Here is a 12,603-nt window from a genome sequence, read left to right as displayed (position 1 = left end):
CATGGCCGTCCTCGACTGCCGCCGCGCGCTGCGGACGCTGCGCCGGCCGCGACCGCTGCTGCGGGCGTCGCTGGAAGTGGCGAACGCGCTCAACGGGGTCCGGCCGCTGAGCCGTCGCGGCTACGCCAGCATCGCGGTGTTCTGGTTCGGCTGGCCGACGACGGAGGTGCCGAACGTGCTGGGCGTCGCGTCGGTGCTCGACGCGGTGCGGCGCGGGCTGCGCGGCGACTTCGACGGACGCCGCGGCCGGGCGGCGCTGGGGCTGACGGCGCTGTCCTGGGCGCTGCTGGCGGTGCTGTACCGGCGCAACGTGACGACGCCGGGACCGGTGCTGCGGCGCGCGCTCGACGAGGGTCTGGGCGCCGACTACCCCGAAGCGCTGGCGACGCTGCCGACCAGCCCGTCGCGCAGCGGCCGGCCGAGCGGAGCCCTGCGCACGACGCTGATCCGCCGCCGCTACGTCGACCGGTCCAGCATCATCCGGTACGGCCCGCACCGCGCGAACCGCGCCGACGTGTGGCGGCGCCGCGACCTGCCGCGCGACGGCAAGGCGCCGGTGCTGCTGCAGGTGCCCGGCGGCGCCTGGGCCATCGGCATGCGACGCCCGCAGGCCTACCCGCTGATGAGCCACCTCGCCGACCGCGGCTGGATCTGCGTCTCCATCGGCTACCGCGTGAGCCCGCTGCACACCTGGCCGGACCACATCGTGGACGTCAAGCGCGCGCTGGCCTGGGTGAAGGAGCACATCGCCGACTACGGCGGGGACCCGGACTTCGTCGCGATCACCGGCGGGTCGGCCGGCGGCCACCTGGCGGCCCTGGCGGCGCTGACCCCGAACGACCCGCAGTTCCAGCCCGGCTTCGAGGGCGCCGACACCTCGGTGGTGGCGGCCGTGCCGGTGTACGGCCGCTACGACTGGTACTCCGCGCACGGCGAGGGCCGGCGGGAGTTCCTGCTGTTCCTCGAACGGCTGGTGGTGAAGAAACGCATCGCCGAGCACCGCGACGTGTTCCTGGCGGCGTCGCCGATCCGGCGGCTGCACCCCGACGCGCCGCCGTTCTTCATCCTGCACGGCACCGACGACTCGATCATCCCGGTCGGTGAGGCCCGCCAGTTCGTCGCCGCCATCCAGCGGGTGTCGAACGCGCCGGCGCCCTACGCCGAATTGCCCGGCGCGCAGCACGCTTTCGAGCTATTCGGTTCCCCGCGGGCGTACCAGTGCGCGGAGGCGGTGGGGCGCTTCTTGTCGTGGGTGTACGCCACGAGCCGGCGCGACTAGCCGGTTTGGCGGATCCGCTGCTGCGCGGTGTGGGCGAGATGCATCTCGTTGAGGAACGCGGTGATCGCGGTCGCGGCCGCCGCGGTGCGCACACCGTCGGTCATGTCGAAACCGTGGCCGGCGCCGGGCAGCTCGATGTAGCCGACCGGTGACGACGACACCGACCGCAGCGTCGAGACGAACGACCGGGCCTGCGGCACCGGGATGACGGTGTCGCCGCTGCCGTGCACCACCAGGAACGGCGGGGCGTCGGGCCGCACCCGCGCGATCGGGGACGCGTCGCGGAACACGGCGGGATGCTTCTCGATGCGGCGGCCGACGACCACCCGCTCGAGGAAGTCGACGAAACCCTGCCGCTCCTTGGTGGAGCGGTCCTCCCAGTCGTAGCGGCCGTAGATGCCGACGACGGCGTCCACCGAGGTGTCCGCGTCGGCGGCCAGCTCCCGCTGCCACTGCGGCTCGTCGGGCGTGAGGCCGGCCAGCGCGGCGAGGTGGCCGCCCGCCGAACAACCGGCGATGGTGACGAAGTTGCGGTCACCGCCGAATTGGTCGACGTTGGCCCGCGCCCAGGCGATGGCGGCCTTCACGTCCTCGATGTGCCGCGGCCAGCGGTGGTGCGGCGAGACCCGGTACTCGATGGACAGACAGATCCAGCCCTGCGCCGCCAGATGCGCCATGAGCGCGTAGCCCTGCAGCATCCGGCTGCCGTGCACCCATGCACCACCCGGCACGAAGATCATGACGGGGGCCGGCGTGTCCGGCAGCTCCTTCTTGCGCCACACGTCGAGCTCCTGGGTGGCCGCGGGACCGTACCGCACGGAGCTGCGGTGTAAGTACTGGCGCTTGTACTGCGCCGAGCGCCACAGCGGCGCCTTGCGCCCCGGCGACGGCCAGCGGGTGGGCAGCCTGTCGGTGGGGATGAGCTCCGCCAGCGCCTCCGCGGCGACCTCGTTGGTCTTCGCGCGGTCCTGCGCCCGCAGCTCGCTGCGGCCCGGCTGCAGCTTGGCGTGCACCGCCGCGGCGACGAAGTCGGGCAAGTTCTTGTAGCCCCAGATGCCGAAGGCGGCGAGCCCGCCGAGCGGTTCGAAGTGCTTCCCCACCACCGGAAGGGAGGCATATGCCCTGGTCAGGGCGATAATGTAGTCGGAAGGTCCCGCGCTTGCCCACCAATCGGCGCGCTCGCGGAGGGTTGGGCTCCCGGGCAGGCCGGGATGAGCCGTGTGCATTGCGTCACTGTACCGTCGCGAAGCCTTTCCGAAACCCGCAATGCCCAACCGATATTCACGCGGTTGCACATTGCCGGGGGCGCCGACGCCCGCGCGGTGCGCCTCACCAGGCACGGGGCCGACGCGCGAGGCGGTCGACGAACGGCTGTGCGCGCGTGCGAAATACGCTCATGGGGCCGGTTCGGCGGCGGCTGCCGCTCCGAGCTCCGCCGAATTTGCTGCGCGGACGGGTGATTGGCCTGCCGCGGCGCTGGGTATCTCCGCTTCACACGATTTCGACACCCATACGTCAGAAAAGGAAGGCACGGGGGCCATGACCGACCGGGTTCCCGCCGCGGCGGAGTTCACCCGCGGCGATACCGTCGCCACCGCCGGGTTGCTGCTGATGATGACGGCGGTGATCGCCTTCGCCATCGCCCTGGGTGCGTTCGGCGCGGCCGACGTCACGGCGGCGGCGCTGGCCGGTGGTGTGGCGGTGCTGACCTTCGTCGCCAGCCTGCAGTGTTTCCGCGCCCAGGCCGAGGAGCTGCCCACCGGGGTCGCCCGGCAGCCCTGACCCGACCGTCCGCCGGGGGCTGCGCGCGGATGCGAAGATGCCCCGATGGACGTCCGCGCGAGGAACAACGTCCGCATCGTCGGGGACGCGCACCGGCCGACGCTGCTGTTGGCGCACGGCTTCGGCTGTGACCAGAACCTGTGGCGGCTCATGGTGCCCGCACTGTCGGACCGATTCCGCCTGGTGCTGTTCGACCACGTCGGCGCCGGCGCGTCGGACCCGGCGGCGTGGGATGCCGACCGGTACGCGTCGCTGCAGGGTTTCGCCGAGGACATCCTCGACATCGTCCACGCGCTCGAGCTGACCGACGTCGTCTTCGTCGGGCATTCCGTCGCCGCGATGATGGGCGTGTTGGCCGCCAACGCCGAGCCCGACCGGTTCGCCAAGCTGGTGCTGCTGGCGCCCTCGCCCCGCTACGTCGACGACGGCGACTACCGCGGCGGCTTCTCCCGAGCCGACATCGACGAGCTGCTCGAATCCCTCGACAGCAACTATCTGGGCTGGTCGCAGGCGATCGCGCCGGTCATCATGGGCAACCCGGACCGGCCCGAGCTCGCCGGCGAGCTCGCCGACAGCTTCTGCCGCACCAACCCGGCGTTCGCCCGCATCTTCGCGCGCGCCACGTTCCTGGGCGACAACCGCGCGGACCTGCAGCGGGTGAGCGTGCCGACGCTGGTGGTCGAGTGCGCGGTCGACGCGATCGCGCCGCGGGAGGTCGGCGCGTACATCCGTGACCACATCCCGGACTGCCGGCTGGTCACCCTCGACGCCACCGGCCACTGCCCGCAGCTCAGCCATCCCGAGGACACCGCCGCCGCCGTCGCGTCGTTCGCCGCACCGTGACGGGATCCGACGACACTCGGTGGGCGACGCTTGTCGACGAGGCGCCCTGCGGTTTCCTGGTCGCCTCGCCGGACCGGCGCATCCTGGCCGTCAACGCCACGCTGGCCCGCTGGGTCGGCCGGCCCGCGGCGGACCTGGTGGGCAGGCGGTTCACCGACCTGCTCAGCGTCGGCAGCCGGATCCACTTCGAGACGCACTTCGCGCCGCTCCTGACGTTGCGCGGCGAACTGTCGGGCGTCGCCGCCGAGCTCGCCGGCAACCGCATGCCGGTGTTCCTCGCCGCGAACACCTGGGCAGGCGACGACGGCGCACCGGCCGGGTGGCGGGTCACGGTGGACGACGCCCGCGACCGCCGGTCCTACGAACGCGAGCTGCTGGATGCCCGTCGCCGGGCCGACGAGGAGCGGGCGCGGGTGCAGGTGGCGATGCGGACGCTGCAGTCCTCGCTGCTGCCGCCGGGGCTGGCACCGCCGACGGGGCTCACGGCCGAGGCCCACTACCACGCCGCGGCCGCCGGCGAGATCGGCGGCGACTTCTACGACCTCTTTCCGCTGACCTCCGACACCTGGGGCTTCTTCCTGGGCGACGTGTGCGGCAAGGGCATCGACGCCGCGCTGCTGACGTCGCTGACGCGCTACACGCTGCGGGCCGCCGCGGTGTTCGACGCCGACCCGGTCGCGGTGCTGCAGAACCTGCAGGCCGTGCTGCGCCAGGAGTCCCACGGCGACCCGATGCGCTTCGCCACGGTGCTCTACGGGCTGCTGTCGCGCACCAACGACGGGTTCACCGTGCGCATCGCCGGTGGCGGTCATCCGCCGGCGCTGCTGCTGCGCGCCGACGGTTCGGTGGAACTGCTGGACACCCGCTACGGCCAGGCCGTGGGCATCTTCCGGGCACCGCGGTTCGTGGCCGCCGCCGGCCGGCTTTGTCCCGGCGACACCCTGCTGCTCTACACCGACGGCCTCACCGAGGCGCGCACCGGCCGCGGCGCCGAACGCTTCGACGACGACGGCGCGCTGCTGGACTTCGCCGCACGGCATGCGCCCGCCACCGCCGCGAGCGTGGTGGCCGCGGTGCGCGCGCTGCTCACCGAGCTCGGCGCGGGCGTCGAGGACGACGTCGCGGTTCTCGCGATCGGCGTTCCGCCCGCCTCGCCCATCGGTTAACGTCGCTTGACGGCTGTCAAGGCAGCACCTCTCCCGCGAAGGACGGACATCTCGTGAGCATGTCGGCGCTGGCCATCACCGAGGAACACAACGACCTGGCGGACGCGGTCGCCGGTCAGCTGTCGAGGCTGGGATGTCGCGGGCTGGCGCGCGCCACCCTGGCCGACGGGTCGGCGCATCCCGACGAGGTGTGGCGGGCCGCCGCCGAGCAGGGCTGGACGGCGATGGCCCTGGGCGAGCAGTTCGGCGGCGCCGGATTCGGGATCGAAGAGCTGGCGATCGTGCTGGAGCTGATGGGCCGCGAGGTCTGCCCCGGCCCGTTCCTGCCCACCGTCGTCACGTCGCTCGTGATCGACCGCGCCGGCTCGGAAAGCCTTCGCGGCGAGCTGCTTGCGGGCCTGGCCGACGGCAGCCGGGTCGGTGCGCTCGCGGTGTCCGGCACGGCGCGCGTCGGTGGCGACGGCACGGTCACCGGGGAGAGCCGGGCGGTCCTCGGCGCCCCCGACGCCGACGTCATTGCTGTTGTCGCCGGGGACGACGTCGTGGTGGTCGACGCCGCCGCCGCGGGCGTCACCGTCACCGCGCGCACCGGTCTGGACACCACCCGCAGCATCGGCACCGTGGCCCTCGACGGCGTCAGCGTCGCCGACGACCGCGTGCTGCGGGGCGCCGCCCGGGCCGCGCGCACCGCGTTCCGCATCCTGGCGTCGGCCGAGGCCGTCGGCACCAGTTGGGCCACCCTGCAGATGGCCGTCGACTACGCCAAGGTGCGCGAGCAGTTCGGCCGCACCATCGGCACGTTCCAGGCCGTCAAACACCATGCTGCGAACATGCTCGTCAACGCCGAGGCCACCACGGCCGCGGTGTGGGACGCCGCCCGCGGCGAGGACCTCGACAGCGCGTGGTTCGCCGCGGCGGTCGCCGCGTCGCACGCCATCCGCACCCAGATCTTCAACGCGCAGCACAACATTCAGCTGCACGGCGGCATCGGCTACACGTGGGAGCACGACGCGCACCTGTACCTGCGGCGAGCCCGCACGCTGGCCGCCGTGACCGCCGACGGCGGTGACCCGCTGCTCGACGTCGTCGACGCGCAGCGTTCCGGTCAGGCGCACGGGGCGGCGTTCACGTTGCCGCCCGAGGCCGAGGAGTACCGCCGCGCGGCGCGCGAGGCGGCGCAGCGGGCACGCGCGCTGCCGGCCGACGAGCGCCGCGACTTCCTGGTGGACTCCGGCTACTTCGTGCCGCACTGGCCGAAGCCGTGGGGACGGGGCGCCGACGTCGTCGAACAGCTGGTGGTCGAGGAGGAGTTCCGGGACGTCGAGCGCCCCGACCTGGGCATCACCGGCTGGGTGGCGCTGACGATCGCCCAGGCCGGCACCGACGACCAGCGCGAGCGGTGGGTCGACGACGTGCTGCGCGGCAAGGTCATGTGGTGCCAGCTGTTCTCCGAGCCCGGCGCCGGCTCCGACGCCGCCGCCGTGCGGACCGTGGCGAAGAAGGTCGAAGGCGGCTGGCGGGTCACCGGGCAGAAGGTGTGGACGAGCCTGGCGCACCTGTGTCAGTGGGGTTTGGCCACCGTCCGCACCGATCCCGACGCGCCCAAGCACGCCGGCGTCACCATGATGGCGATCGACATGAAAGTCGACGGGGTGACGGTGAATCCGCTGCGGGGGCTCACCGGCGACTCGCACTTCAACGAGGTCTTCTTCGACGACGTGTTCGTGCCCGACGAGAACGTGGTCGGCGACGTGAACCGCGGCTGGCTGGTGGCGCGGGCGACGCTGGGCAACGAGCGGATCTCCATCGGCGGCGGGTCGGGCGCCCCGACCGGCTACACCGTCGACGACCTGGTGAAACTGCTCGACAGCGCGCCCGCCGACACCGCCGCGCACTACGTCCGGCGGGCGGGCGAGGTGATCGCCGAGACGCACACGCTGCGGCTGCTGAACCTGCGCCGGGCGACGCGGGCCATCACCGGCGCCGAGCCCGGGCCGGAGGGCAACGTCACCAAGCTCCTGGTGGCCGAGCAGTCGCAGCACCTCACCGAGCTCGCGATGGACATTGCCGGCACCGCGGCGGTCATCGGCGAGACGCCGCAGCTGACGCAGACCTATCTGGGCAACCGCGCGATGACCATCGCCGGTGGCACGTCGGAGATCACTCGCAATTCGATCGCCGAGCGCATCCTCGGCCTCCCCCGCGACCCGCTGATCAAGTAGCGCCCGCGCCCCGATTGCCCAGTCGCCCGCGAGTGCCGCGCGCTCCCGGGCGTGCCCCCGTCGGCACCGCGAGCGTGCGTGTCTGTACGCCGACACGCCGCGAAAGCCGTGTCGTGCGCGCACGCTCGCGGGGGGTGTCGCCGCACTTGGCGTGGATCTCGACGCCAGCAAGCGACAGTCAACCGTGGACCAGGCGGCCGCCGACGACGGTGGCCGTCACCATGTCCGACGCCAGGGCACGCAGCGCCTCGTCGGGCGGCGGGCCGAGCACGCACAGGTCGCCCGGTTCGCCCGGCGCGATGCGGCGGGGCCGGCACGGATCCGCGGCGTGCCCGCTGAACATCGCGAGCGCCGTTGCGGCCGTGACGGATTCGCGCTCGCCGAGCACTATGCCCGCAGCCGTCCGCCGGGAGACGGCCGCCCGCATCGCCGCCCACGGGTCCGGCGACCCGAACGGCGCATCGGTGCTCCCGGCGACCGGGACGCCGGCCGCCTGCAGGGTTGCGACGCGCCACAGCTGCGGCCACTCGTCGGCCGGGACGTCGGCGACGTACTCGCGGCCCCGTTCGGCGACGAAGCCCGGCTGCGTGACGACGGTGACGCCGACCAGGTCGGCGACCATGTCGTCGGGCACCATCGCGGCGTGTTCGATCCGGTCGCGCGGCTGCCGGCCCGCCGCCGCCAGCGCGGAAACGGCGACCACCAGCTGCGGCACGGTCACGCAGTGGAGGGCGACCGGCACACCGTCGGCGTGGCGCGCGGTGATCCAGGCGGTGAGCTCGTCGAGGTCGAGCTCGTCGTCGTGCAGGATCCGCTTGCCCGGGGCGAGCGCGTGGAGCCGCACCGGCAGTGCCGCCGCCAACGCCGCGGCGTCCTGCAGGTCGGGCGTGGCGTCGGTGACGCCGGTGACGCCATAGCGGGTGAGCAGGGCGCCGAACGCCGCGAGGTCGGGCTGCAACCGCGGCAGCGACGCCGACCAGCGGCGGTCGTCGCTGCGGAGTCGGCCGTCGGGGTGTCCGGCGATCCCGACGCGCGCGAGCCCGGCGCTGTTGAGGAACCACAGCACGCCGCTGCGGTGCTGCACCCGCAACGGCGTGCTGCCGACGATCCGGTCGAGCACCGCGTGGTCGAGGTCGCCGGCCACCGATTCGTGGTAGCCGACGGCCCGCACCCAGCCGTCGGCGTCGGGCAGTGCCGACCGGAGCGCCGCCGCAAATTGCCCGGCGTCGTTCACCCGCGGTGGTCCGACCGCCACCGACCGCAGCGCAGCGGCCGCCGCACGCACGTGCAGGTGGTGATCGTGCAGGCCGGGCAGCACCGCGCCATGGTCGGCGTCGAACTCGTCCTCACCCCGGCGGCGATCGAGCTGCGGTGCGACGTCAGTGATTTGTTCGCCCACCCGAATGTCGGCGAGCCGCCCGTCGGCAAGGGCAGCGCGGCGGATCAGCACGGCGCCGCCCGCCCGGCCGTCAGCTGCTGAAAACCAGCCTGGCGCACAGGTTTCCACCGCAAAGACGGCCGCCGCGACGGCAGCGTCACCCAGCCGTCCCGGCTCAACGCGGCGTACCGCGCGGCGACGGCCGCCATGGCCAGCCCGATCACGGTGCCGCCGCCGTCGGCCAGGCTCGCCAGCACGCAGCGGGCGGCTTCGAGACCCGACAGCGGATCGGCGATCGCGTCGCCGCAGAACACCGGGCCGTCGCCCACCAGTCCGCCGGCCACCGCGGCGTCGTCACCGAAGGCCACGCGGTCGGGATGATCGGCGCCGTAACCGCTGAGCTGCAACCACACTCGCCCCGGACGGGCCCGACAGTCGTCGGGTCCCAGCCCGCGACGCGACAGCGCGCCGGGCCGCGACGACTCGATGACGACGTCGGCCGCCCCGAGCAGTTCGCGCAGCGCCGGGTCGTCGAGATCGACGGTATACCGGACCTTTCCGCCGTTCATCCACCGATCGAAATCCGGGTCGGCGCGGGTGCCGTCGGGGCGCTGCGGGCTCTCCACCTTGACGACGGTCGCGCCGGCGTCGGCGAGGATGCGGCCACACAGCGGCCCGGCCCACATCGCCGACAGGTCGACCACCAGGAGGTCGGGCAGCTGCACCGGATGCTGGTCGCCGCAACGCGTTACGGTCGGCGGCGCAGGCTCGGCCTCACCCAGCCGTGCGGCGGGCAAGCCGAGCAGCCGCGCCCGCGCCACCAGCTCGGCGGCGGGCCGAGTGGCGGCGGCGTCCAGCAGCGCCGGCCACGGATCGTCGGGCACCGCATCCACCTCGAGCAGCGCAGGCACCGCGGCGACGTCGTCGGCACGCGACAGCGTCAGCGCCCACCAGCCATCGCCTCCGGCGATCAGCCGCGACGCTCCGCCCGCCGATATCCGCCCCGGCGACGGGAACCCGCGCAGTGCGGCCCGTCCGGCGAGCTCGTCGGCGGCGTCGACGCACACCCCGCCGAGCCGGCCGATGTCGTCGGCCACCTGCTGTGCGGCCCGCACCACCGCGGCCGGCACGACGAGCGTCATCACGCCATTGTGGCCGCCGATCAGAACAGCAGCGCCCGGAATCGCCAGTCGAGCACCGGGCGGTCCTGCCCGTCGCCGACCGCGCGGACCAGCGAGCGAAGCGTGAGCACCCCGCCCCCCTCGGACCGCGGCTCGGCGGCCTCGACGTGCACCTCGCTGACGAGCGTGTCGCCTTCGAAGACCGGACCGGTGTGGTCGCAGGAATGCCAGCCGAGCACCGCCACCAGGTTCGGCAGCAGCCGGGTGACCTGGGCGAGCGCCAACCCGATGGTGTGCCCGCCGTACACCAGCCGGCGGCCGCCGCCGACCCGCGAATCATGGTGTGTCGCGGCGATGTTCAGTGTGAGGCGCGCGAGTTCCGGAGCACTGCTCACGACGTCGGCGGCGCCGTGCAGCACCGCGCCCGCCAGCGCGGGATCGAAGTGCGGACCGGGTACGCGGGCGCGGAACGCCTCGGCGTCCCAGCCGTCCGCCGGGTCGCCGACCGGAGCCACCTCGCTGCCGATCGCCGTCAGGTCGTCGTGGTGACCGGTGTCGCCGGCGTCGGGGCGCAGCGGCAGCATCGCGCAGCGGTAGAAGTCGAGGACGAGGTTGTCGAGCTGGTCGATGGTCGTCATCCGCAGCGCGGCGAGCCCGGTGGGCGCCCGGCCCGGCTTCGCGGTGTTCTGCCGCAGTCCGACGACCTCGGTGCGGGTGTACAGCGTGTCCCCGAGCGCCGGGAATCGGTGGAACGTCAGCCCGCGATAGAACAGGTTGGCCTTGACGCGCTGCGTCACCAGCGTCGACTGGCCGATCGCCACGTCGCATACCAGCGCCGGATGCGCCAGTGGCGCATGCGCTTTCGTCACCGTCCGCGCGAGCTCGGCGTCCAGCGACAGCCGCAGCCGGTCCCCGAGGATGGCTTGGTGGACGGCCGCCGCGCCGGGCGTCAGCGTCATCGACGGCGCCGCGTCGAAGACCTGTCCGCGGTGCAGGTCGTCGAAGTACGGGCCCGTCACAGCGCCTGATGCTGGCAGCCGGCTCGACACCGGTCAAGGAGGCGGCGGCAGGCGTGCGGCCACGCCCGCGCGCAGCGGTCAGTGCGCTGCGCGGCGCTTCCGCGGTGCGGCGGAGCGGGGCGGTCGGGATCGCATGTGGTCACGTGCGGTCTCCATCAGATCGCCGAGGGTTCGCACGTCGCGGCGATCGAGGGCGCCGAACAGCAGCTCACGCACGACGCGGATGTGGCCGGGTAGGACCTTGGCGACGCGAGCGCGGCCCTGGTCGGTGAGAGCGACCACCGTGGCGCGCTGGTCGTCCGGGGACGGCTGCCGGGTGATGAGGCCGTGCTGCTCCAGCAGTCTGGCCTGGTGAGTGAGCCCGGAGCGGCTGTACACCACGCCGTCGGCCAGCTCGGTCATCGTCACGGGATGGTCGGTGTCGGCGAGCTTGGCCAGGATCTCGAACTGCACATAGCTGAGGCCACCGTCGTCCTGCAGTTGCTGCCGCACCGCGTACTGCAGCAGGCTGACGGCCTCCATCAGGGCGAAGTAGGCGCGCAGCTCGGCCGGGTCGAGGGCATCGGCCATGCGCCCCACACTAGTGCTGCGATGTCGAAGCGTTACGACGGACGTGGACGGTGCCGTCCCGCCCGATGTCGGGCGGGACGGCGCCGGGCTATCGGTGTTGCCGTCGGATTCGGGAGCGGTCGGTCAGCGGTCGCCGGGCACCAGGATGGTCTTGCCGTGCAGGCGTCCGGTGTCGGATTCCTCGTGTACGGCCGCGGCGTCGGCGAGCGGGCGGCGGTGCGCCACCTCGATGCGCAGCTGACCGGCGTCGACGCGGCTGACCAGTTCGGCCAACTGGGCGGCGTCGCTGCGCACGAAGACCCGCTGGCTGCGGACGCCGCGCCCCGGGTTCTCCGGCCCGAAGACCATGGTGCCGACGTGGACGCCGCCGTCGGCGACGACGCCGATCAAGGCCTCGGTCTGCTCGTCGGTGGTTCCGACCAGGTTGAGCACCACGTCGAAGGGCGCACCCTCGACGACGATCGGCGACTGCGTGAAGTCGATGTAGTCGACGAGACGGTCAGCGCCGAGGGCGCGCAGCCGGTCGGCGTCGCGCGGCTTGGCGGTTGCGGTGACGACGGCTCCGGCCTGCTTGGCCAACTGAATGGCGTAGCCGCCCACCGCACCAGACGCGCCGTTGATCAGGATCGACTGGCCGCTCGTGAGACCGGCGATCTCGAAGAGCGACTGCCACGCCGTCAATGCGGCCTCGGGCAGCGCGGCGGCGTCGGCCAGCGGCACCGACGTCGGGGCGGCGGCGAGTGACTCCGCCGGCGCGATCGCGTACTCCGCGGCGGCCCCGTCGGCGTCCAGCGGCAGGAACGCGACGACGGCATCGCCGACGTCCCATCCGTGCACGCCCTCGCCGACCGCGGCGATGGTGCCGGCCACGTCGACCCCCGGAGTGTGCGGGAAGGCGATCGAGTACACCTGCGCGAGATAACCGCCGCGGATGCCGGCGTCGACCGGGTTGAACGACGTGGCGGCGACCTCGATCAGCACCTGCCCGGGCCCCGGGGCCGGTTGCGGGGCGTCCTCGTACTGCAGCACGTCGCTACCGCCATAACGGTGGAATCGGACAGCCTTCATGATTTCCTCCTCGGTTGTTGCTTCGAAGTCGAAGCAGTTACGCGGCCTATAACCGCTTCGACGTCGAAGCAATTCCGCCCGGTGGGAGACGGTGGTCACACGCCGACGGCCACCCGCCTCACCCTAGGTCAAGCGGAGGAAATCCTCCATTAAAG

Annotated in this window: 11 protein-coding genes; 5 read left to right on the top strand and 6 right to left on the bottom strand. The window is 73.0% G+C overall.

The genetic code is table 11. The annotated features are described in order from the left end of the window. The first annotated feature begins 1 nt into the window (after position 1). A complete protein-coding gene (locus LV457_RS06935) occupies positions 2-1,279 on the top strand; it encodes an alpha/beta hydrolase (RefSeq protein WP_232170049.1) in 1,278 nt (425 codons plus the stop codon). Here the strand turns inward: LV457_RS06935 and LV457_RS06930 are convergent. Beyond that, entirely contained in the window at positions 1,276-2,505 is a 1,230-nt protein-coding gene (locus LV457_RS06930) for an alpha/beta hydrolase (RefSeq protein ID WP_232170048.1), read from the bottom strand. The two genes, LV457_RS06935 and LV457_RS06930, sit on opposite strands and share 4 nt — an antisense overlap. A 313-nt stretch (positions 2,506-2,818) precedes the next feature. Between LV457_RS06930 and LV457_RS06925 the strand changes: the two genes are divergently transcribed. Genes LV457_RS06925 through LV457_RS06910 form a run of 4 tightly spaced genes read left to right on the top strand, consistent with a single transcriptional unit; the run spans position 2,819 to position 7,292 of the window. Next, entirely contained in the window at positions 2,819-3,061 is a 243-nt protein-coding gene (locus LV457_RS06925; protein WP_232170047.1) for a hypothetical protein, read from the top strand. A gap of 45 nt (positions 3,062-3,106) precedes the next feature. Further along, positions 3,107-3,904 carry an alpha/beta fold hydrolase gene (locus LV457_RS06920; RefSeq protein ID WP_232170046.1) on the top strand — a complete coding sequence of 266 codons (798 nt, stop codon included), beginning with the start codon at positions 3,107-3,109 and terminating at the stop codon, positions 3,902-3,904. After that, a complete protein-coding gene (locus tag LV457_RS06915) occupies positions 3,901-5,070 on the top strand; it encodes a PP2C family protein-serine/threonine phosphatase (protein WP_232170045.1) in 1,170 nt (389 codons plus the stop codon). The genes LV457_RS06920 and LV457_RS06915 overlap by 4 nt, the downstream gene beginning before the upstream one ends. A 53-nt stretch (positions 5,071-5,123) precedes the next feature. Then, a complete protein-coding gene (locus LV457_RS06910; RefSeq protein WP_232170044.1) occupies positions 5,124-7,292 on the top strand; it encodes an acyl-CoA dehydrogenase in 2,169 nt (722 codons plus the stop codon). A 178-nt stretch (positions 7,293-7,470) separates the two neighbouring features. Here LV457_RS06910 and LV457_RS06905 read toward each other — a convergent pair whose 3' ends face one another. The 5 genes from LV457_RS06905 to LV457_RS06885 all read right to left on the bottom strand — a co-directional run bounded on the left by LV457_RS06905 (position 7,471) and on the right by LV457_RS06885 (position 12,448). Further along, entirely contained in the window at positions 7,471-8,742 is a 1,272-nt protein-coding gene (locus LV457_RS06905) for an amidohydrolase family protein (protein ID WP_232170043.1), read from the bottom strand. Continuing rightward, positions 8,736-9,812 (bottom strand): CoA transferase, encoded by a 1,077-nt coding sequence (locus tag LV457_RS06900; RefSeq protein WP_232170042.1) that lies wholly within the window; start codon positions 9,810-9,812, stop codon positions 8,736-8,738. The genes LV457_RS06905 and LV457_RS06900 overlap by 7 nt, the downstream gene beginning before the upstream one ends. Positions 9,813-9,832: 20 nt before the next feature. After that, positions 9,833-10,750, bottom strand: a complete 918-nt coding sequence (locus LV457_RS06895) for an acyl dehydratase (protein WP_232170423.1) — start codon at positions 10,748-10,750, stop codon at positions 9,833-9,835. A 138-nt stretch (positions 10,751-10,888) separates the two neighbouring features. After that, on the bottom strand, positions 10,889-11,380 hold the full coding sequence (locus LV457_RS06890; protein WP_232170041.1) for a MarR family winged helix-turn-helix transcriptional regulator: 492 nt from the start codon (positions 11,378-11,380) through the stop codon (positions 10,889-10,891). Between the two features lie 123 nt (positions 11,381-11,503). Continuing rightward, a complete protein-coding gene (locus LV457_RS06885) occupies positions 11,504-12,448 on the bottom strand; it encodes an NADP-dependent oxidoreductase (protein WP_232170040.1) in 945 nt (314 codons plus the stop codon). Between the last annotated feature and the right edge of the window lie 155 nt (positions 12,449-12,603).

The sequence above is a fragment of the Mycobacterium sp. MYCO198283 genome, assembly GCF_021213805.1.
Lineage (GTDB): Bacteria > Actinomycetota > Actinomycetes > Mycobacteriales > Mycobacteriaceae > Mycobacterium.
This window is presented reverse-complemented; position numbering and strand designations above follow the sequence as displayed.